The sequence below is a fragment of the Pseudoduganella ginsengisoli genome, from assembly GCF_009720865.1.
In the GTDB taxonomy this organism is placed as follows: Bacteria; Pseudomonadota; Gammaproteobacteria; order Burkholderiales; family Burkholderiaceae_D; genus Rugamonas; species Rugamonas ginsengisoli.
The window spans coordinates 172,670-193,240 of the sequence record NZ_WNLA01000001.1 but is presented as its reverse complement, the minus strand read 5'-3'; the positions used below and the strand labels follow the sequence as shown (position 1 = coordinate 193,240).

The following is a 20,571-nucleotide window of genomic DNA, read 5'->3' as shown; positions in this document are numbered from 1 at the left end:
CGCCGAAAAATGACAGAAAGATTTCAACTTTTAGAGTTGAAATCCAATCAATTACGCGACGGAGTCCCGACAGTCCAGCTTAAAAAATACGTAATTCCCACAATGTGAAATGCGTTATCGTAATTTGAAAAATGCGGAAAACGCTGTTAGAATCCTTTCACTAATTCAGTAATACCAGAAGTCTGATTTCCGAAGTCTTAGTAAATTAACACGCAGCACCGCCCTCGCGATCGGTGAATCGGGTGGGCGTCTCACACTAGGAGACTTATTACATGGCAGCTCAACTCGACCAGGTCACGGCACTAACCGCCCTCGATCCTGACGCGCAGGAAACCAAGGAATGGCTGGATGCGCTGGAAGCCGTTCTGCAAAACGAAGGTTCGGACCGTGCCCACTACCTGCTGGAGCGCCTGATCGACCTGGCCCGCCGCAATGGCGCGGACATCCCGTTCTCCGCCAACACCGCTTACATCAACACCATCCCTGCCGACCTGGAAGCGCACTGCCCGGGTAACCTGGAATATGAAGAGAAGCTGCGTTCGTGGATGCGCTGGAATGCGATGGCGATGGTGGTGAAGGCCAACCGCGTTGACGGCGATTTGGGCGGCCACCTGTCTTCCTTTGCTTCGCTGGCGAATATGCTGGGCATCGGCTTCAACCACTTCTGGAAAGCCCCGTCGGATAACCACGGCGGCGACCTGCTGTACATCCAGGGCCACTCGTCGCCTGGCATCTACGCGCGCGCCTTCCTGGAAGGCCGCCTGACCGAAGAACAATTGCTGAACTTCCGCCAGGAAGTGGACGGCAAAGGCTTGTCGTCGTACCCGCACCCGAAACTGATGCCGGATTTCTGGCAATTCCCGACCGTGTCGATGGGCCTGGGCCCGCTGATGGCGATCTACCAGGCGCGCTTCCTGAAGTACCTGCACGCGCGCGGCATTGCCGACACCACCGGCCGTAAAGTGTGGGCCTTCTGCGGCGACGGCGAGATGGATGAACCAGAATCGATGGGCGCGATCGGCATGGCCGCGCGTGAATCGCTGGACAACCTGGTCATCGTGGTCAACTGCAACCTGCAGCGCCTGGACGGTCCGGTGCGCGGCAACGGCAAGATTATTCAAGAACTGGAAGCGGACTTCCGCGGCGCCGGCTGGAACGTGATCAAAGTGATCTGGGGTCCGGGCTGGGATGCGCTGCTGAAGAAAGACAAAGACGGCATCCTGCAAAAAGTCATGATGGAAACCGTCGATGGCGAATACCAGAACTACAAAGCCAAGGATGGCGCGTACGTTCGCAAGCACTTCTTCGGCAAGCATCCAAAGCTGCTGGAAATGGTGGCCAACCTGACCGACGACGACATCTGGCGCCTGACCCGCGGCGGCCACGATCCACACAAGATCTACGCTGCCTTCAAGATGGCCACCGAGTCCAAAGGCCAGCCTACCGTGCTGCTGGTGAAGACCGTCAAGGGCTTCGGCATGGGCAAATCCGGCGAGGCGCGCAACACCGCGCACCAAACCAAGAAACTGGACGACGAAGCCATCCGCGAAATGCGCGACCGCTTCAGCATTCCTATCCCTGACGACAAGCTGGCGGAAATCCCGTTCTACAAGCCGTCCGACGACGCACCGGAAATCAAGTACCTGCACGAGCGCCGTAAAGCGCTGGGCGGCTACCTGCCATCGCGCCGCGTGAAAGCCGACGAAACCCTGGTGGTGCCGCCGCTGGAATCGTTCAAGGCCGTGCTGGAGCCGACCGCTGAAGGCCGTGAAATCTCCACCACGCAAGCGTACGTCCGTATCATCACCGCGCTGCTGCGCGACCAGTCGCTGGGCCAGCGCCTGGTGCCAATCATGGTGGACGAATCCCGTACCTTTGGTATGGAAGGCTTGTTCCGCCAGATCGGTATCTTCAACCAGCAAGGCCAGTTGTACGAGCCGGTCGATAAAGACCAGGTGATGTACTACCGCGAAGACAAGGCCGGCCAGATCCTGCAGGAAGGCATCAACGAAGCAGGCGGCATGAGCTCGTGGATTGCCGCAGCAACGTCGTACTCGACCAACAACCGCGTGATGATTCCATTCTTCACGTACTACTCGATGTTCGGCCTGCAGCGCGTTGGCGACCTGGCATGGGCAGCCGGCGACATGCGCGCCCGCGGCTTCCTGATGGCAGGTACCGCCGGCCGTACCACGCTGAACGGCGAAGGCTTGCAGCACGAAGATGGCCACAGCCACCTGGTTGCCGCCACCATCCCGAACTGCGTGCCATACGACCCGACGTTCGCGCATGAACTGGCAGTGATCATCCATGACGGCCTGCGCCGCATGGTGACCAACCAGGAAGACGTGTTCTACTACATCACGATCATGAACGAAAACTACGCTCATCCAGGCATCAAAGCCGGCCAGGAAGAGGGTATCTTGAAAGGTATGTACCTGCTGCAAGAAGGCGATAAAAACGCCAAGCAGCGCGTACAGCTGATCGGTTCGGGCACTATCCTGCGTGAATCCATCTTCGCTGCTGAACTGCTGAAGAATGACTGGAATATCGCGGCCGACATCTGGTCCGCACCGTCGCTGACCCTGGCGGCACGCGAAGGCCAGGATTGCGAACGCTGGAACCTGGTGAATCCGTCGAAAGAGCAGCGCGTGCCATACGTGACCAGCCTGCTGAAGGACACCACCGGTCCGATCGTGGCTACCACCGACTACATGAAAGCATTCGCGGAACAGATCCGTGCGTTCATCCCGAAAGACCGTACCTACAAGGTCCTGGGCACCGATGGTTTCGGCCGCTCCGACAGCCGCGCGAAACTGCGCGAGTTCTTCGAAGTGAACCGTTACTATATCGTCGTAGCGTCGCTGAAAGCGCTGGCGGAAGAGGGCAAAGTACCTGTTTCGACCGTGGAACAGGCGATTGCCAAATATGGCATCGACGCTAACAAACCAAATCCGGTGACCCAATGAGAGAATACGGAGCGAACGCTATGAGCATTGTGGAAGTTAAAGTACCGGACATCGGTGATTTCAAGGAAGTTGAAGTCATCGAACTGCTGGTCAAGGTCGGCGACACCATCAAGGTGGACCAGTCGCTGGCGACCGTGGAATCGGATAAAGCGTCGATGGAAATTCCGTCGAGCCACGCCGGTGTCGTGAAAGAATTGAAAATCAAGATCGGCGACAAAGTCTCCGAAGGCTCGCTGATCTTGCTGGTGGAAGATGCGAATGCCGGGGTGGCTCCAGCCTCTGCGCCTGCGGCCGCACCTGCTGCCGCTGCGGCGCCAGCCGCACCTGCACCGGCTGCTGCCCCTGCAGCGCCTGCGGCGCCAGCCGCAGCGCCGGCCGCCGCTGGTCCGGTGGAAGTCAAAGTGCCCGATATCGGCGACTTCAAGGAAGTCGAAGTCATCGAACTGCTGGTCAAAGTAGGTGACACCATTGCTGTTGACCAGTCGTTGATCACTGTGGAATCGGACAAGGCGTCGATGGAAATTCCATCGAGCCACGCCGGCGTCGTCAAAGAGTTGAAAGTCAAAGTCGGCGACAAAGTGGGCGAAGGCTCGCTGGTGCTGATCGTTGACGCGGTGGGCGGTGCTGCTCCTGCGGCCGCTCCTGCTGCTGCGGCGCCTGCGCCTGCCGCCGCACCGGCTCCGGTGGCTGCTGCTCCAGCCGCTGCCGCGCCTGCTGCCGCTGCTCCGGCTCCTGCTGCTTCGCACGGCTCCGTCCAAACCGGCAAGCTGGCGCACGCTTCGCCATCGATCCGCAAGTTCGCCCGCGAACTGGGCGTGGATCTGGGCAAAGTGGGCGGCACCGGCCCTAAAGGCCGCATCACGCAGGCTGACGTGCAAGCGTTCGTCAAAGGCGTGCTGTCCGCGCCTGCCGCAGCCCCTGTGGCTGCCGGCGGCTCGATTGGCGGCGGCGGCAACTTCAGCGTGCTGCCATGGCCATCGCTGGACTTCAGCAAGTTCGGCGAAACCGAACTGCTGCCGCTGCCGCGCATCAAGAAGATTTCCGGCCCGAACCTGCACCGCAACTGGGTACAGATTCCCCACGTGACGACCTTCGACAAGGCCGACGTGACGGACCTGGAACAGTTCCGCGTGGATTCCAACGCGGCCAACGCGAAGAACAAGGATGCCGCCAAGCTGACCATGCTGGCCTTCGTCATCAAGGCTTCCGTGGCGGCGCTGAAGAAGTTCCCGGTTGTGAATTCGTCGCTGGATGAAAAGGGCGAAAACCTGATCATCAAGAAGTACTTCAACATCGGTTTCGCTGCCGATACGCCAAACGGCCTGGTGGTGCCGGTCGTGAAGAACGCCGACCAGAAATCCGTGTCGCAGATTGCCCGCGAAATGACGGAACTGTCGCTGCAGGCGCGCGAAGGCAAGTTGAAGCCAGCCGACATGCAAGGCGCAACGTTCACGATTTCGTCGCTGGGCGGTATTGGCGGCACGGCGTTCACGCCGATCGTCAACGCGCCGGAAGTGGCGATCCTGGGCTTGTCGAAGTCGGCCATCGAGCCGGTATGGGATGGCAAGCAATTCCAGCCACGCCTGATGCTGCCGCTGTCGCTGTCGTTCGACCACCGCGTGATCGACGGCGCCCTGGGCGCGCGCTTCAACGCGTACCTGGCCGAAGTGCTGGCCGACCTGCGCAAGATCTTGCTGTAAGGAGCCCCGGATGACCGAAGTTAAAGTACCGAATATCGGCGACTTCAAGGAAGTCGAGATCATCGAAGTGATGGTCAAGGTGGGTGACACCATCAAGGTTGACCAGTCGCTGGTGACCGTCGAATCCGACAAGGCGTCGATGGAAATTCCATCGAGCCACGCGGGCGTGGTCAAGGAATTGAAGGTCAAAGTGGGCGACAAGGTTGGCGAAGGGTCGCTGGTGTTGCTGGTCGAGGAGGGCGCTGCAGCGGCAGCAGCTCCGGCTGCGGCCGCACCGGCCCCTGCGGCTCCGGCCGCAGCACCGGCAGCGCCTGCCGCGCCAGTGGCGGCGCCGATCGCTGGCGGCTACAGCGGCCAGGTTGACATCGACTGCGACATGATGGTGCTGGGCGGTGGCCCAGGCGGCTACTCGGCTGCCTTCCGCGCTGCCGACCTGGGCATGAAGACTGTCATCGTGGAGCGCTACGAAACGTTGGGCGGCGTGTGCCTGAACGTGGGCTGCATTCCATCGAAAGCGCTGCTGCACGTGGCTTCCGTGATCGATGAAACGGCGCACATGTCCAACACCGGCGTGACTTTCGCCAAGCCGACGATCGACATCGACCAGGTACGCAAGTACAAGGAAGGCGTGATCAAGAACATGACCGGCGGTCTGGCCGGTATGGCCAAGGCGCGCAAAACGCAGATCGTGGTCGGCGTCGGCCAATTCCTGAGCGCCAACCACATCGAAGTGACGGCCAAGGATGGCACCAAGAAAGTGGTGCAGTTCAAGCAGGCCATCATTGCGGCCGGTTCGTCGGTCGTGAAACTGCCATTCGTGCCGGAAGACCCGCGCATTGTGGATTCGACGGGCGCGCTGGAACTGCGTCAGATTCCTAAGCGCATGCTGGTCATTGGCGGCGGCATCATCGGCCTGGAAATGGCGACGGTGTATTCGACTTTCGGCGCGCGTATCGATGTCGTGGAAATGATGGACGGCCTGATGCAGGGTGCGGACCGCGACGCTGTCAAAGTATGGCAGAAGTACAACGAGAAGCGTTTCGACCGCATCATGACCAAGACCAAGACGGTGGGTGTCGAAGCCCTGCCGGAAGGCATCAAGGTGACGTTCGAGGCAGCGGAAGCCGGTGTCACCGCACCGGAGCCGCAGCTGTACGACATGGTGCTGGTGGCCGTTGGCCGCAGCCCGAACGGCAAGAAGATCGCCGCCGACAAGGCTGGCGTGATCGTCACCGATCGCGGCTTCATCCCGGTCGACAGCCAGATGCGCACCAACGTACCGAACATCTTCGCCATTGGCGACCTGGTTGGCCAGCCGATGCTGGCGCACAAGGCGGTGCATGAAGCGCACGTGGCTGCGGAAGCGGCGCACGGCGAAAAAGCCCACTTTGACGCCAAGATCATTCCTTCCGTCGCGTACACGGATCCGGAAGTGGCATGGGCCGGTATCACGGAAGATGAAGCGAAAGCCAAGGGCATCAAGGTCGAGAAGGGCCACTTCCCATGGGCTGCAAGCGGACGCGCGGTGGCCAATGGCCGCGCGGAAGGCTTCACCAAGCTGCTGTTCGATGCGGAAACGCACCGCATCATCGGCGGCACCATTGTCGGCACGCACGCTGGCGACATGATTGGTGAAATCGCACTGGCGATCGAGATGGGCTGCGATGGCGTCGACATCGGCAAGACCATCCACCCGCACCCAACCCTGGGTGAGTCGATCGGTATGGCGGCGGAAGCTTACGAAGGCGTCTGCACGGACTTGCCGCCACCGCGCAAGAAGTAATACTGATAGGAAAGCAAAAAGCCCGGTTCAGAAATGACCCGGGCTTTTTTGTTTGATGCGTTTAATCGACATTTCGGGGCCTGGCCCCAAACGTACTATCGTTCGCTTGCTACGCGATAGGTTTAATTGCCGCGGTATTTGTCGAAGTTCGTTTCGAAATCTTTGAAGTTGTCCGCCATCATTTTTTCATGCTGCTCCAGGTAGTACTTGCGGGCAGGCTCGGACTGTTGCTTGAATTCTTCCACGTTGCGGGTGGACATGGCCAGCATATAGGCGTTAAAGCGGGTCGCTGCAAACATCATTGCAGGTCCGATGACGTTGCGGTCCATGTTCTGGGCCTTTTCGTTCGCAGTGGTGATGAAGGTGTCAACCAGCTGCATGAACTGTTCGTCGGTGGTAGGAGTAGTGCTCATAATAAAAACGCCTTGGGTTGGTGAGACTGGCATCCTGCCATGAATCGCCTGATGTAACAACTTAGGTGTTGTTTTATCAAATGAGATTCAAGGTCATGTCGATCTGGTCGGCCACCGGTGCACTGCGCACCAGCGTGCGCGCCTTTTGCAGGGCGGCACGGGCTTCCGCATTGCGGCCCAAACGGCGGAACAGCAGGCTGCGCAAGCTGAAGTAATACGCATAGCCGGCCAAATCCTGTTCCAGCGGTTCCAGCATGCGCAGCGCGGCCGAGGGCCCGCGCAAATGTTCAATCGCTACGGCCCGGTTCAGCGTCACGATAGGCGAGGGGTGGACAGTTTCCAGCACACCATATAAACGGTCGATTTCCGCCCAATCCGTCTTGCGCGCACTGGCCGCTTGCGCATGGACGACAGCCACCGACGCCTGGATTTGATAGGGCCCCAGCGGCCTGCAATTGGCTGCCCGCTGCGCCAGCGGCACAGCTTCGTTGATCAGCGCGCGGTCCCAGCGGGTGCGGTCTTGCTGCGCCAGCGGAACGAGGGCGCCGTGGGTGTCGACGCGGGCATGGGCGCGGGCGTGCTGCAGCATCAGCAGGGCGGCGAGACCCAGCGTGCCGCTGTCATAGGGATACAGCCGCGCCAATAGTTTCGCCATCTTGATGGCTTCGTCGCACAATTCCGTGCGGATGCCATGGCGGCCATTGCTGCTGAAATAGCCTTCATTGAACAACTGGTAAATCATGGTCGACACCGTGGCCAGGCGCTCGGCGCGCTGGTGGTCCTTGATGTCGTCAAACGGCGTCGCTTCTTCCGATACGCGGCGCTTGGCGCGCAAGATGCGCTGCACCATGGCGGCTTCGCGGATCTGGAATGCGTGGGCAATGGCGGGTACCGGCACGCCCGAGACGAGGCGCAGGGCCAGCGCCATCTGGTGCGACGGCGGCAAATCCTTATGGCAGCAGATATACAGCAGGCGCAACGTGTCGTCGCGGTAGGGGATGTGGCTGTCGGGGTCGAGCATATCGGCGCCGGCGCCGAACAGCAATTCCGCATCGGGCAGGGCCATGGTGGCATAGCGGGCGCCCAGTGCTTCCTGGCCGGTGTTGCGGCCCGTGGTGACGAGCCAGGCCAGCGGATCGCGGGGCAGCCCCGAGCGTGGCCACAATTGCAGCGCGCCCAGGGCTGCTTGCTTGTGGGCGTTAACGGCCAGGTCGAGGTCGCGGAAATGCCGCAACAGCGCCGCCATCGCCTGGGGCCGCGTGGCGGCCAGGGTGGCGTTGATGATGTCGCTGTTGGCGTGATGTCCCATACCTCAGCTTACCCCAAATTACGCTACGGAAAGCACACCCGACAAAAAAACCGGGCAGTGCCCGGTTCCGTAGTGGGTGCATACCCGCGTAGTTTGTTTTAATTGGCAATAAAGCTGGTCGGGATTTCTATCCCGCCAGAGCGCGCCGCTTCCGCGTATGCGCGTAATTCGTCTATGGCTGCCTCGAGCTGTTCCTTGGTTGGGTTTGATTGGAAACCCTTGATACGCTCATTCAGCGAGGCCACTTTCCTGCTCCATTCGAGCCGATCACACTTGCTCATATAACCTCCCAATTGAAAGGTATAGGATGCGCCCAACAGGAAAAATGCACAGTGCGTTTCCGCACATTCGGCTGTGTCAGCGTGGAAAAGTTACGCTGAAGCAGGGGCAGGGCGGCGCAATGCGCCGCCGAGAAACATGTCGAGCCCGATATTGAGCTGGCGCTGCATCACTTCCGGCGCCGGCGCGCTGTCCGGCTGGAACAGCAAGCGGCCCATATGGTCGCCCATCAGGCAGTTGAGGAATTGCACAGCCAGCATTTCCACCGGCACGTCGTCACGCAGCTGGGCCCGGATGTCCGGACGGGAAAGCAGCCGCGCAATCTGTTCCCGCGTCTGGCGCGGCCCCACGTCGTAATACGCTCGCGCCAGTTCCGGCGTCGACTGGGATTCCGCAATCACAATCCGGTGCAGCGCCACCGCTACTGGCGACGTCACCAGGTCCAGGAAATGCAGGCCAAAGTCCGCCAGTACGTCGCGCAGCGGCCGCGTGGTGGTGTCGAGGTCGTCCATGTCGGCAAAGAAATGGGTACGCCCCGCAGCAATGACAGCGGAAAACAGCCCCGCCTTGCCGCCGAATTTCACGTAAATCGTGCGTACTGCCACCCTTGCTTGCTTGGCAATCATTTCCAGGCTGACCTTGTTATAGCCCTTTTCCATGAACAGCTGGGCTGCAATCACGATCAATTCTTGCAAGCGCGCTTCCGCGTCGGCGGCTTTGGGGCGTCCCTGCGCCTTGCGCTGGCACGGCAATACATGCTCGCCCGGACATGGGAAGTTAAGTTCTTGTTTGGAAAGCAAATCTTGAATAGTGGCGTTAGACATGGCGTACAGGCTGGAAGAGCACAGACATCTTATCAGATAGGGACTTTAGTCCAAAATAAAATGAAATGCAATCGTTTCATTTCTTGACTTCGCCTAAGACTTGACGAATAATGCACCTATCCCATTTCATTATTTGGAGCGCGTAATGCCGACCCAGCAAAGCCAACAAGCAGAGCAAAAAGTGCTCAGCGCCGTCCCAAGCCCCAATGCAAACCCAGCGGCCCAAGCTCAAGCCGCAGGCGCGCCCCCATCGAACAAGCGTGTCGTGCTCATTGCCGGCCTGATCGCCTTGGCAGCCGCAGGCGCCGGCGGCCGCATGTGGTACCGCAGCCATAACTTTGTTGAAACGGAAAATGCCTATGTCGCCGGCCACGTGCATCCGGTGTCGAGCCGTATCGCCGGCGTCGTCAGCAAAGTGCTGGTCGACGATAACCAGGTAGTCAAAGCAGGCGACGTGATTGCTGAACTGGACCCATTCGACCAGACCGTGCGCGTCGAACAAATCCAGGCGCAAATCGCCGCCACCGAACAGCAGGTGCTGCAGGCCGATGCGCAAATCGCGCAAGTCAATGCACAAGCTTCCGCCGCCGCTGCGCAAGTGGCGCAGTCGCAGGCGCAGCTGGTGCGCGCCACGCAAGACGCCGAGCGTTTCGGCCAGCTGTATACGAGCCAGATGAAAGCCGTATCGAAAGCCGAGCTGGATGCCGCCAATGCCGCCCGCGCCAGCGCGACGGCCGACCTGGCAGCCCGCAAGGACAGCGCTGCTGCGGCCAAGGCGCAAATCGGTTCCGCCACCGCGGCGCGTGAAGTGCTGAAGGCGCAAGTGAACGTCTTGAAAGTGCAGTTGAAAGACGCGCAGCAGCAATTGGCGTACAACCGCATCGTCGCGCCAGTCGATGGCCGCATCGGCAAGCGCACGCTGGAAGTGGGGCAGCGCGTCCAGCCCGGCCAGCAATTGACGGCCATCGTGCAAGACAACGTGTGGGTGACGGCCAATTTCAAGGAAACCCAGTTGGCTGAACTGAAAGCAGGCCAGCCAGTGCACTTGACCGTCGATGCGCTGCCAGGCAAAGAACTGGTGGGCCGCGTGGACAGCTTCTCGCCCGCATCGGGCGCGCAATTTGCGCTGCTGCCGGCCGATAACGCGACCGGCAACTTCACCAAGATCGTGCAGCGCGTGCCAGTCAAGATCACGTTCAAGCAGGAAGATTTGAAAGCACTGCAAGGCCGCCTGGTGCCAGGCATGTCGGTGATCGCCGAAGTGTCGCTGAAAGAAACCGCCGCGTATGAAAAGGCGCAGGCAGCGGCGAATGCGCAAAAGACCGCGCAAGCGAACGCACAGAAGACTGCCCATTAATTGACCCATTAATTGGCCCATCAATTGACCCATCAATTGACCCATCAATTGACCCATCAATTGACCCATCAATTGACCCATCAATTGACCCATCAATTGACCCATCAATTGACCCATCAATTGACCCATCAATTGACCCATCAATTGACCCACTAATCGCCCATTGAGTTCGGGAGCGTGTAATGAGCAGTGCAACCCTCGATAGAGCGCCGCAACTGGCCGTGGAAGGCCAGAAGGTCGACGCCCGCACGTGGATCGCCGTGGCCGCCGGCATGCTGGGCGCGTTCATGGCGGTGCTCGACATCCAGATCACCAACGCGTCGCTGAAGGATATCCTTGGCACGCTGAACGCCACGCAGGAAGAAGGTTCGTGGATTTCCACCGCCTACCTGGTGGCGGAAATCATCGTGATTCCGCTGACGGCGCTGCTGACGCGCGTGTTCGGCCCGCGCCGCTACATGATCGGCACCACGGCGCTGTTCCTGCTGTTCTCGACGATGTGCGGCGCCGCGTGGAACTTGCAAAGCATGATCGTGTTCCGCATGGCGCAAGGCTTTACTGGCGGCGCACTGATCCCGATGGCGATGACCCTTGTCATGGCCAAGCTGCCGCCATCGAAGCGCGCGGTCGGCATGGCGGTGTTTGGCTTGACGGCCACGCTGGCGCCATCGATGGGCCCGACGCTGGGCGGCTACCTGAGCGACCTGTATGGCTGGCCATCGATCTTTTACATCAACTGGGTGCCAGGCATCCTGCTGATCTGCGGTATCGCGTATGGCCTCGACAAGGAAAAAAACCAGCTGCACCTGCTGTTCAAGGCAGACTGGATCGGCATCGGCTTCATGGCGCTGGGCCTGGGCTCGCTGACGATTTTCCTGGAAGAGGGCAACAGCAAGGACTGGTTCGATTCCGCATTCATCGTGACCTTTGCTGCGCTGGCGCTGGTCGGCTTGCTGGGCTGGATTGTCACCAGCGTCACCCGTCCCGACCCGTTCGTGAACCTGGGCCTGTATGGCCAGCGCAACTTCCTGGTGGCGACCGCACTGTCGGCAGTATTCGGCATGGCGCTGTATGGTTCGTCGTTCCTGCTGCCGCTGTACCTGGGCCAGATCGCCAACTACACGCCAATGCAAATTGGTGAAGTGATCATGTGGGCCGGCTTGCCGCAATTGTTCATCATGCCGTTCGTGGCGAAGCTGTCGTCGAAAATCGATAACCGCATCCTGTGCTCGTTCGGCCTGTTCATGTTCGGCGTGTCGTGCCTGATGAATGCGTACATGGATGCATCGACGGGTTACGACCAGCTGCTGCTGTCGCAAGTGGTGCGTGCACTGGGCCAGCCTTTCGTCATGCTGACGTTGTCGAACTTCGCGATGCAGGGTATTGCGCCAAAGGACATGCCGTCCGCATCGAGCCTGTTCAACATGACCCGCAACCTCGGTGGTTCCGTCGGCATCGCACTGCTGGCCACGTCGCTGACGCAGCGCGAACACTTCCACTCGGAGCGTCTGGGCGAAGCCATCACGTCGTTCTCGCCTGCCGTGCAGGAACGCCTGGCCGCGATGACGCAATCGTTTATCGCCAAAGGCATTGATGCCGCCGCGGCAAGCGATAAGGCGCTGAAAGCCATCGACAGCATCGTGCGCCGTGAATCGTATGTGATGGCCTACAACGACGGCTTCTTTATTGTCAGCGCGATCCTGATGGCGTGCATCCTCGTGATGTGGCTGTCGGATGAAGTGAAATCCCCTTCCGGCGGCGGCGCCGGCGCACACTGAAAAAGGATAGCATCATGTTTAAACGTATTACTCTGGCTGCTGCCGTTACTGCTGCGACGCTCGCGCTGACTGGCTGCGCCACGGTCGGTCCTGAATTTTCCGCACCCAAGAATGTCGCGGATGCGAACTTCCGCCATGCGCAAGGCGCCGCGTCAGAAGCGCACCTGCCGGCGCAGTGGTGGACCGTGTACGGCGATGACACGCTGAACCGCCTGGAGCAAAGCGCGCTGCGTGACAACCCGACCGTCAAAGCCGCCGCGCAGCGCTTGCTGCAGGCGCAGGCGCAGCTGGGCGTGGTGAAGTCCAGCCAGGGCCCCGCGGTCAGCGTTGGCGCGGGCGTATCGAATTCGCGTACATCGGCCAACACGTCGCAAGGTATCGCGCTGGGCCACCGTTCCATCCATGGCGACAACTACACGGCCGGCGCATCGCTGTCGTATGAAATCGACCTGTGGGGCCGCGTGCGCCGCCTGGTCGAAGCGTCCGATGCGCAAGCGCTGGCGCTTGAGGCTGACCGCGACGGCGTGATGCTGATGTTGTCGGCGCAAGTGGCGTCGAATTACTGGCAATTGCGCGGCCTCGATGCGGAAATCGCCATCTTGAATGGCGCACTGGATACCCGCCGCGAAACGGAAGAACTGGTCAATGCGCGCTTCAATGCGGGCCTGTCGAATGAACTCGATACATCGCGCGCCCGCATCGAACGCGCCAATGCGGAAGCGGATTTGCAGGAAGCGCAGCGCCAGCGCAATGCATTGGAACACAGCCTGGCCGTGCTGACGGGCGCTTCGCCGTCCAGCATGCAACTGCCTGCTGGTACGGCAGCCTTGCCGCAGCCGCCATCGATTCCCGTCGGCTTGCCGGCCAGCCTGCTGTCGCAGCGTCCTGACCTGGCGGGCAGCGTGGCGGCGCTGCGCGCATCGAATGCGCAGATCGGCGTGGCCGAAGCCGCGTTTTATCCGTCGATCAGTTTGACGGGCAATTTCGGCTTTGCTTCCGAGAGTCTGGGCGACATCACCAAAGGTGCGTCGCGCCAGTTCAGCATTGGTCCTCTGGCCTTGTCGCTGCCCGTGTTTGACAGTGGCCGCAATGACGCCAACCTGAAGCTGGCCAAGGCGCGCTATGAAGAAGCGCTGGCCAACCACGAAGGCAAGCTGTTGACGGCGCTGCGCGAAGTGGAAGATGCACTGTCCGACGTGCAGCAAAAACAGAAGCAGCAGCAAGTGCAGGCACAGTCGCGTGACGCGGCCACCCGCGCGTATCTGGTGGCGCGGGCCCGCTATGAGCGCGGTTTGTCGACGTACCTGGATGTGACGGATGCCCAGCGCAGCGCGCTGGCAGCCGACCGCGCTGCCGCGCAAATCACGACGCAGCGCTTGCTGGCCACGGTGGCAGTGGCGCGCGCGCTGGGCGCGGGCTGGCAGCCTTCGCCGCAACTGGCGCAAGTTAACCAGCAAGTGAGCCAGCAAATAAGCCAGTAAATAAAGCCAGTAAATAAGCCAGTAATCAGTTACGCTGATGAGGCCAGCGGCGCGGATGCCGCTGGCCCAAGGCTATGTTTGGCGTGCGGTGACAATTTGCGTATGTGCCGCCGCACGAATTCCGCTATCCTCGCGGCTGACCTTTTTCGGGAGCCGCCGTGCCAATTCTCCGCCACACCATCCTGTGCGCAGCCTTCGCCTGCGTTGCCACATCCGTGCAAGCACAAACCGATACCGCCGCGCTGGCAGCCTATAACGGCGTCTACCGTCTCGAAGGGAAAGGCGCATTCACTTTTGTCGCGCAAGATGGGCAGTTGTATGGCCGCCTGACAGGCCAGCCGTTTATGCCGCTGACGGCAGCTGCACCGGATGTCTTCACGTTCCCGGGCGCCGGCGCGGAATTCACGTTCACGCGCGAGCAGGGCAAGGTCGCGGCGGTGACGTTGCGCCAGCGTGGTGCGGTACTGGAAGGCCAGCGCACTGGGAAAGCGCCGCCCGCGCAAGCCATGGATCCTGCCGTGACGCAGGAAGCGTTTGGCGGCGCCTACGTGTCAGCCATGCCGCCGCTGAATTTCAGCGTCCAGGCCCGCGCAGGGCAATTGACCGTCAAATTGAATGAGCAGCCCGCGCTGCCTGTTTTTGCGATGGAAGGCAGAACAGACCGTTTTGCCTATGACGTGGTGACCGCTGAAATGCAGTTCGAGCGCGATGCCGGCGGCAAGGTGACGGGACTGGTGCTGTACCAGAACGGCCAGGTATTGCGCGCCGCGCGCCAGGTGCACGCAGCGCCTTGATTGCTAATTTTTGGTTAGCAAATTAGTTCCTGTACACGCATTTATTCCTTCGGTGATTGCAACGATACTGGCTGCGCATTGCAACCTTATCAACAACACACTAAAGGAGTGGGCATGAAAGTTATCGTCATTGGCGGCGCCGGCACAGTCGGCAAGGCCATCGTGGAAGAACTGGGACGCCGCCACGACATCGTCACGGTTGGCAAGAGCAGCGGCCAGCTGCAGGCCGACATCACGGATTACGGGCAGGTCCAGGCGCTGTTCAAGCGGGCAGGCAAGGCCGATGCGGTGGTAGTGGCGGCCGGCATCATGGCGCTGGAACCGTTGGCCGGCATGACGCCGGAACGTTTCCGCGTTGGCCTCAACAGCAAGCTGATGGGGCAAGTCCACGTGGCGCTGGCGGCCCAGCATGCGTTGAACGATGGCGGTTCCATCACGCTGACCAGCGGCATCGACGTGTATCACCCCATCAACCATGCGACCAATGCCGTCACGTCGAATTCCGCCGTGGAAGGCTTTGTGCGGGGCGCCGCGATTGAACTGGCGCGCGGCATCCGCATCAATGCAGTGGCGCCGGGCTTGCTGACGGAATCGAAGGAAGCATACGGCCACTTGTTCCCCGGCTTTGAAACAGTGGCGGCCAGCCGCGTGGCGCTGGCGTATGCGCGCAGCGTGGAAGGCGCGCAGACCGGACAGACTTATAAAATCTGGTAAGGAAGCGGAGCGGAAGGGCCAAACCGCTCCAGCATAAATTCAATGAACGTCGCCAGCTTCGGCGTAGGCTGGCGGTCGCGCGGATACACCAGATGCATGGGGCGGGGCACCGGCAGGCAGTCGGCCAGCACAGGCACCAGCCGTCCCGCAGCGATATCCTGCGCCAGCAATAACTCAGCCTGCATCACCAGGCCAAAACCGTTGAGCGCCGCCATGCGCAACGCTTGGCCGCTGCTGGAGCGGAAGCGGCTTTCCCGTGGTTTTGCCGCACTGCGCTCGCCATTGGCTTCGCGCAGCCGCCAGCGCATTTGCGGCGTCCACTGCATGAAGTCCAGGCATTCGTGGTGCACCAGATCGGCCGGCGTGCGCGGCACGCCATGCTGTTCCAGGTAGGCGGGCGATGCACAAATCGCCATCGCGTACGGCCGCAATGGCCGCGCCACCATCGATGAGTCATCGAGGTCGCCAATGCGGATGGCCGCGTCGTACCCTTCATCGACCAAGTCCACCACGCGGTCATTCAAATTCAAATCCAGGCTCACTTCCGGGTGCGCGCGCAAATAATCGGTCATGGCGGGGCTGACCCACTCGCTGCCAAATGACACGGGCGCCGTGATTTTCAACTTGCCCCGTGGTGCGGCCCGCATGGCTTCCGCCCCGGTTTCCGCCTGCCGTATTTGCGCAAGAATGGCGCGGCACTGGTCCGCGTACTGGCGGCCGATTTCCGTCAAGCTTTGGCGGCGCGTTGTGCGCGCCAGCAGCCGCGCACCCAGCAAAGTTTCCAATGCCTTGATGTGCTTGCCCACCATGACGGGCGAAATGCGGAAGGTGTCGGCGGCGTGCGTAAAGCTGCCCGCATCCACGACAGCGACAAAGATTTCCATGCTGCGCAATTTATCCATGATTACTAACTAAAATTTAGGAATGTTGTAAATCCTAACGCATTTATTCCTTCTGTGACGGAAGCGATACTGGCTGCACTTCAACACAACCCAAGGAGAACAGCATGAAAAAAGTTATCGTCATCGGCGCCACCGGCACCATCGGCAAAGCAGTGGTGGAAGAACTGGGCAAGCGCAATGAAATCATCACGGTAGGCGCCACCAGCGGCCAATACCAGGCGGACATTTCCGACATTAACCAGGTGCGCGCCCTGTTCGACAAGGTCGGCAAAGTGGACGCCGTCGTGGTGACGGCCGGTGCGCTGGCGTTTGCGCCGCTGGCTGAATTCACGCCGGAGCAGATGCAGGTGGGTTTGAACAGCAAGTTGATGGGCCAGGTCAACGTGGCGCTGGTGGCGCAGCACGCGCTGAAGGATGGCGGTTCCATTACGCTGACCAGCGGCAGCGTGTCGGAACTGACGATCCGCAACGGCGCCAGCGCATCGATGGTCAATTCCGCGCTGGACGGTTTTGCCCGTGGCGCCGCAATTGAACTGCAGCGCGGCATCCGCATCAACGTCGTCAGCCCAACCTTGCTGACCGAGTCGCTGGAAGCGTATGGCGCGTACTTCATCGGTTTTGAAACCGTGCCGGCTGCCCGCGTGGCGTTGGCATATAGCCGCAGTGTCGAAGGGGCGCAGACGGGACAGACGTACAAAGTCTGGTAAGCCGCCCGCGGGAGTGTCACAATTGGCGCCTTTCCACTTTCCATAAGAAAGGCGCTTTGATGAAAAAGCTGTTGCTGCCCCTGCTGTTAGCCACGCTGGGTTCCGCTGCCACCGCGGCCCCAGCCAGTGTCGATGAGTTGCAAAAAATGACCAAACGCTTCGCGCCCGTGGCGCTGAAAGCGGATGCGTCCAAACTGTCGGCCGGCGACAAGAAAGCCATCGCGAAACTGATCGAAGCGGCCAAGATCATCGACGTGCTGCAACTGCGCCAGCGCTGGGCCGGCAACGAAGCGCTGTGGGCAGCGCTGCAAAAGGATAAGACTCCGCTGGGCAAGGCGCGTCTCGACTACTTCTGGCTCAACAAGGGACCGTGGTCCATCATCGATGGCAATACGTCGTTCCTGCCGCAGCATGTCGGCAATATCGCGGTGCCGGACAAGAAACCGGAAGGCGCGAACTTCTATCCGGCGGGTGCGTCGAAAGAAGCGCTGGAAACGTGGATCAACGGGCTGCCCGCTGCCGATAAGGAACAGGCGCAGTGGTTCTTCACCACCATCCGCGCCGGCGCGGACATGAAATTCAAGACCGTCAACTATTCGGATGAATACCAGCCGGAGTTGCAGCGGCTGGCCAAGCTGCTGAAGGAAGCGGCCGCCGCCACGGACAACGCATCGCTGAAAAAATTCCTGGACTTGCGCGCCGACGCTTTCCTGTCCAATGATTACCTGGCTTCCGATTTCGCGTGGATGGACCTGGATTCTCCGGTTGACGTGACGATCGGCCCATATGAGACGTATAACGATGAACTGTTTGGCTACAAGGCCGCGTTTGAAGCGTACGTCAGCATCCGCGACCAGAAAGAAACGGACAAGCTGAATTTCTTCGCGCAGCACATGCAGGAACTGGAAGACAATTTGCCGCTCGACGCGCAATACCGCAACCCGAAAGTGGGCGCGCTGGCGCCGATGGTGGTGGTCAACCAGGTATATGGCGCCGGTGACGGCAACATGGGTGTGCAAACAGCCGCCTACAATTTGCCGAACGATGAAAGAGTCATCAGCCAGCGCGGTTCCAAGCGTGTGATGCTGAAGAACGTGCAGGAAGAAAAATTCAAGGCGACGCTGACGCCGATCTCGAAACTGGTATTGAGCCCGCAAGACCAGAAAGACCTGGATTTCGACTCATTCTTCACGCACATCCTTGCGCATGAAATCATGCACGGCCTGGGCCCGCACGCCACGAAAGTCAACGGCCAGCCATCGACGCCGCGCCAGGATTTGAAGGATACGTATTCCACCATCGAAGAAGCGAAAGCCGACATCACGGGCCTGTATGCGCTGATGTACATGATGGACAAGGGCCAGTTGAAAAATTCGCTGGGGCAGGGCGAGGCAGCCGAGCGCAAGCTGCATACGACGTTCCTGGCATCGGCCTTCCGCACCTTGCACTTCGGCCTGACGGATTCGCATGCACGCGGCATGGCTATCCAGGTGAATTACCTGCTGGACAAGGGCGGCTTCGTGTCGCATGGCGACGGCATCTTCTCGGTGGACTTCAAGAAGATCAAGCAGGCCGTATTGGACCTGGACCGTGAATTCCTGACCATTGAAGCAACGGGCGACTATGCGCGCGCAAAAGACATGATGGCCAAGTACGTGGTGATCCGTCCTGACGTGCAAAAAGCGCTGGATAAGATGAAGGCGGTGCCGAACGATATCCGTCCATCGTTCCCGACAGCGGAAGGGTTGTTGAAGCATTAATTGAAGCAATGAGCGGTCGCCGCAAGTAGTTGTCGATGTTTCTATAAGCTGTTGATTTTACAAGGAAATATTTTGTAACAGCGGCGGCAATTTGCTTACATCTTGACGATAGGCATGTATAGTTTCTTCGAGGAGAAACGTCATGCTGAAACTTGCGACTGTGTTACTGGCTGTACCCGTCATGGCATCCGCTGCGCAACTGACGGACATGGAAACGCGCTGGCTGCAGGCCGGCGCTTCCGTGCTGGCTTATGCGAAAGGACCGCTGCAGTTGCCGATCGATATCGTCGTGCAGCCGCAGGCCGCGCCCGGCGCCGTACCGCTGGCCATGGGGTTTGATGGCGGCCGCTGCAAGCTGGTGTTTTCCATGCGGGGCAACGACACGGCCGAACAGGTGCTGAATGGCGTGCCGCAGGAACGCCAGGCGCTGATGATTGAAGCCATGACCGCGCATGAAGTCGGCCACTGCTGGCGCCATGCGCAGGGCAGCTGGCATTCTGTTCCGGTTGGATTCCAGGAACCTGCCGCCGATCCTGCCGCCTCCACTGACATCCTGCAAATGACGCAGCAATTGCGCGATACCCGCCGTGAAGAAGGGTATGCGGACCTGGCAGCGCTGGCGTGGATACAGCAGCGCCGTCCTGCCGATTACGCGGCGGTCTACCAATGGCTGCACCAGGTGCGTGCGGCGCAGCCGGATACCCACATTTCCCACGATACGCAGGCATGGCTGCAGCTGGCTGCCGATGGACGTGTGCTGTCCGGAAATGCCCCATTCGAACAGGCAAAAGCCTTGTGGAACAAGGCGATGCTGGCTGCCGACTGATCCATGCAGCTGTTGTGCGAACCCGACAGAGCTTATGTTGGGTAGCGTACAGAGGGCTGTCCTTGTCAGGAGTTTAATGGTTGCGTACACCATCACTTAGGGAGGACGCACCATGAACAAATTCGTGATCCTGGCGTTGGCCGGGGCCCTCAGCAATGCCTATGCTGCCGACACCGACAAGGCGGCCTATGATGCTGCGAAAGACAAGGCCACAGCCGATTACAAAGCTGCCAAGGCGCAATGCAAAAGCTTGAAAGGCAATGCTGAAGATGTCTGCATCGAGGAAGCCAAGGTAGCGCGCGCCCGCGCCGAAGCGGATGCGGTGGCGCAGCACAAAGCCGGTGATACGCGCGATTACCGCAAAGCCCGCGAGCATGTGGCCAAGGCTGAATATGACCTGGCCAAGGAAAAATGCGATGACCAGTCCGGCAATGCGAAAAAAGCCTGTAAGCTTGACGCCAAAGCGGCAAGGGACGCCGCCCTGGCTGATGCCAAACGCGCTGACCCGACTCCAACCATTGGTGAACGCACTGCGGCAGCAGTCGACACAACCCGAGACCGCACTACAGCAGCCGTAGACACGGCCCGCGACCGTACCGCCACGACGGCCGATACGACCCGCGACCATGCGGTCGCCGCCACCAACACGGCCGCCAACACCGCCGCCAACACGGCCCGCAATACCACGGCCGCTGCCGGCGACGCGATGAGCGACACCATGATCACCACCAAGGTCAAAGCCGACCTGGCTGCGGATCCTGGCGTGAAAGCCATGGATGTGCACGTGGAAACCGTCAAAGGCGTCGTCATGCTGAGCGGCTTCGTGCCGTCGAAAGCGGAAGCGGATAAAGCTGTGCAACTGGCCCGCGGCGTCAAAGGCGTGACGGAAGTGAAAAGCTCGATCCAGGTAAAAAACAAGTAAGCCGCGGTCACTGATCGCCTTGCCCCGCCCGCTGACGCGGTGCGGGGCAAAAT

17 protein-coding genes are annotated in these 20,571 nt (G+C 60.3%); 12 read left to right on the top strand and 5 right to left on the bottom strand.

The annotated features are described in order from the left end of the window. Positions 1-272 precede the first annotated feature (272 nt). From aceE to lpdA, 3 genes are read left to right on the top strand one after another with little or no spacing between them, the layout of a single operon-like run. Positions 273-2,969: a pyruvate dehydrogenase (acetyl-transferring), homodimeric type gene (gene aceE, locus GM668_RS00845; RefSeq protein ID WP_155437045.1), complete on the top strand. Its 2,697-nt coding sequence runs from the start codon at positions 273-275 to the stop codon at positions 2,967-2,969. 20 nt (positions 2,970-2,989) lie between these two features. Further along, a complete protein-coding gene (gene aceF, locus GM668_RS00840; RefSeq protein ID WP_155437044.1) occupies positions 2,990-4,669 on the top strand; it encodes a dihydrolipoyllysine-residue acetyltransferase in 1,680 nt (559 codons plus the stop codon). A gap of 10 nt (positions 4,670-4,679) precedes the next feature. Beyond that, positions 4,680-6,452, top strand: coding sequence for a dihydrolipoyl dehydrogenase (gene lpdA / locus GM668_RS00835; RefSeq protein WP_155437043.1), 1,773 nt, complete (start codon positions 4,680-4,682; stop codon positions 6,450-6,452). Between the two features lie 122 nt (positions 6,453-6,574). Here the strand turns inward: lpdA and GM668_RS00830 are convergent, their stop codons facing one another. The 4 genes from GM668_RS00830 to GM668_RS00815 all read right to left on the bottom strand — a co-directional run bounded on the left by GM668_RS00830 (position 6,575) and on the right by GM668_RS00815 (position 9,277). After that, positions 6,575-6,865, bottom strand: a complete 291-nt coding sequence (locus GM668_RS00830; protein WP_170305438.1) for a DUF3144 domain-containing protein — start codon at positions 6,863-6,865, stop codon at positions 6,575-6,577. A gap of 76 nt (positions 6,866-6,941) precedes the next feature. After that, on the bottom strand, positions 6,942-8,174 hold the full coding sequence (locus GM668_RS00825; RefSeq protein WP_155437041.1) for an RNA polymerase sigma factor: 1,233 nt from the start codon (positions 8,172-8,174) through the stop codon (positions 6,942-6,944). A gap of 98 nt (positions 8,175-8,272) precedes the next feature. Continuing rightward, positions 8,273-8,455 (bottom strand): hypothetical protein, encoded by a 183-nt coding sequence (locus tag GM668_RS00820; RefSeq protein WP_154371765.1) that lies wholly within the window; start codon positions 8,453-8,455, stop codon positions 8,273-8,275. A gap of 90 nt (positions 8,456-8,545) precedes the next feature. Continuing rightward, on the bottom strand, positions 8,546-9,277 hold the full coding sequence (locus GM668_RS00815) for a TetR/AcrR family transcriptional regulator (protein ID WP_155437040.1): 732 nt from the start codon (positions 9,275-9,277) through the stop codon (positions 8,546-8,548). Positions 9,278-9,422: 145 nt separating this feature from the next. Here GM668_RS00815 and GM668_RS00810 point away from each other — a divergent pair, with 145 nt between their 5' ends. The 5 genes from GM668_RS00810 to GM668_RS00790 all read left to right on the top strand — a co-directional run bounded on the left by GM668_RS00810 (position 9,423) and on the right by GM668_RS00790 (position 15,401). Continuing rightward, positions 9,423-10,634, top strand: coding sequence for an HlyD family secretion protein (locus tag GM668_RS00810; protein WP_155437039.1), 1,212 nt, complete (start codon positions 9,423-9,425; stop codon positions 10,632-10,634). A gap of 182 nt (positions 10,635-10,816) precedes the next feature. Then, positions 10,817-12,412 (top strand): DHA2 family efflux MFS transporter permease subunit, encoded by a 1,596-nt coding sequence (locus tag GM668_RS00805; RefSeq protein WP_155437038.1) that lies wholly within the window; start codon positions 10,817-10,819, stop codon positions 12,410-12,412. 14 nt (positions 12,413-12,426) lie between these two features. Then, a complete protein-coding gene (locus tag GM668_RS00800) occupies positions 12,427-13,893 on the top strand; it encodes an efflux transporter outer membrane subunit (protein WP_155437037.1) in 1,467 nt (488 codons plus the stop codon). Between the two features lie 158 nt (positions 13,894-14,051). Continuing rightward, positions 14,052-14,687 (top strand): DUF3471 domain-containing protein, encoded by a 636-nt coding sequence (locus tag GM668_RS00795; protein WP_155437036.1) that lies wholly within the window; start codon positions 14,052-14,054, stop codon positions 14,685-14,687. A 114-nt stretch (positions 14,688-14,801) separates the two neighbouring features. Then, the gene (locus GM668_RS00790; RefSeq protein WP_155437035.1) at positions 14,802-15,401 is read left to right on the top strand and encodes a short chain dehydrogenase; all 600 of its coding nucleotides are present in this window, start codon (positions 14,802-14,804) and stop codon (positions 15,399-15,401) included. Here the strand turns inward: GM668_RS00790 and GM668_RS00785 are convergent. After that, a complete protein-coding gene (locus GM668_RS00785; RefSeq protein ID WP_155437034.1) occupies positions 15,386-16,303 on the bottom strand; it encodes a LysR family transcriptional regulator in 918 nt (305 codons plus the stop codon). The genes GM668_RS00790 and GM668_RS00785 overlap by 16 nt on opposite strands. 104 nt (positions 16,304-16,407) lie before the next feature. Between GM668_RS00785 and GM668_RS00780 the strand changes: the two genes are divergently transcribed. From GM668_RS00780 to GM668_RS00765, 4 genes are all read left to right on the top strand, one after another. Further along, positions 16,408-17,010 carry a short chain dehydrogenase gene (locus tag GM668_RS00780; RefSeq protein WP_155437033.1) on the top strand — a complete coding sequence of 201 codons (603 nt, stop codon included), beginning with the start codon at positions 16,408-16,410 and terminating at the stop codon, positions 17,008-17,010. A gap of 59 nt (positions 17,011-17,069) precedes the next feature. After that, a complete protein-coding gene (locus GM668_RS00775; protein ID WP_155437032.1) occupies positions 17,070-18,770 on the top strand; it encodes a dipeptidyl-peptidase 3 family protein in 1,701 nt (566 codons plus the stop codon). A gap of 142 nt (positions 18,771-18,912) precedes the next feature. Continuing rightward, positions 18,913-19,596, top strand: a complete 684-nt coding sequence (locus GM668_RS00770) for a hypothetical protein (protein ID WP_155437031.1) — start codon at positions 18,913-18,915, stop codon at positions 19,594-19,596. 112 nt (positions 19,597-19,708) lie between these two features. Then, the gene (locus GM668_RS00765) at positions 19,709-20,518 is read left to right on the top strand and encodes a BON domain-containing protein (protein ID WP_155437030.1); all 810 of its coding nucleotides are present in this window, start codon (positions 19,709-19,711) and stop codon (positions 20,516-20,518) included. The last annotated feature ends 53 nt before the right edge of the window (positions 20,519-20,571 follow it).

Excerpts from the sequence above, each read along its gene's own strand:
- aceE (WP_155437045.1), top strand. The coding sequence starts at position 273 with ATGGCAGCTCAACTCGACCAGGTCACGGCACTAACCGCCCTCGATCCT.
- aceF (WP_155437044.1), top strand. The coding sequence starts at position 2,990 with ATGAGCATTGTGGAAGTTAAAGTACCGGACATCGGTGATTTCAAGGAA.
- lpdA (WP_155437043.1), top strand. The coding sequence starts at position 4,680 with ATGACCGAAGTTAAAGTACCGAATATCGGCGACTTCAAGGAAGTCGAG.
- GM668_RS00830 (WP_170305438.1), bottom strand. The coding sequence starts at position 6,865 with ATGAGCACTACTCCTACCACCGACGAACAGTTCATGCAGCTGGTTGAC.
- GM668_RS00825 (WP_155437041.1), bottom strand. The coding sequence starts at position 8,174 with ATGGGACATCACGCCAACAGCGACATCATCAACGCCACCCTGGCCGCC.
- GM668_RS00820 (WP_154371765.1), bottom strand. The coding sequence starts at position 8,455 with ATGAGCAAGTGTGATCGGCTCGAATGGAGCAGGAAAGTGGCCTCGCTG.
- GM668_RS00815 (WP_155437040.1), bottom strand. The coding sequence starts at position 9,277 with ATGTCTAACGCCACTATTCAAGATTTGCTTTCCAAACAAGAACTTAAC.
- GM668_RS00810 (WP_155437039.1), top strand. The coding sequence starts at position 9,423 with ATGCCGACCCAGCAAAGCCAACAAGCAGAGCAAAAAGTGCTCAGCGCC.
- GM668_RS00805 (WP_155437038.1), top strand. The coding sequence starts at position 10,817 with ATGAGCAGTGCAACCCTCGATAGAGCGCCGCAACTGGCCGTGGAAGGC.
- GM668_RS00800 (WP_155437037.1), top strand. The coding sequence starts at position 12,427 with ATGTTTAAACGTATTACTCTGGCTGCTGCCGTTACTGCTGCGACGCTC.
- GM668_RS00790 (WP_155437035.1), top strand. The coding sequence starts at position 14,802 with ATGAAAGTTATCGTCATTGGCGGCGCCGGCACAGTCGGCAAGGCCATC.
- GM668_RS00785 (WP_155437034.1), bottom strand. The coding sequence starts at position 16,303 with ATGGATAAATTGCGCAGCATGGAAATCTTTGTCGCTGTCGTGGATGCG.
- GM668_RS00780 (WP_155437033.1), top strand. The coding sequence starts at position 16,408 with ATGAAAAAAGTTATCGTCATCGGCGCCACCGGCACCATCGGCAAAGCA.
- GM668_RS00775 (WP_155437032.1), top strand. The coding sequence starts at position 17,070 with ATGAAAAAGCTGTTGCTGCCCCTGCTGTTAGCCACGCTGGGTTCCGCT.
- GM668_RS00770 (WP_155437031.1), top strand. The coding sequence starts at position 18,913 with ATGCTGAAACTTGCGACTGTGTTACTGGCTGTACCCGTCATGGCATCC.
- GM668_RS00765 (WP_155437030.1), top strand. The coding sequence starts at position 19,709 with ATGAACAAATTCGTGATCCTGGCGTTGGCCGGGGCCCTCAGCAATGCC.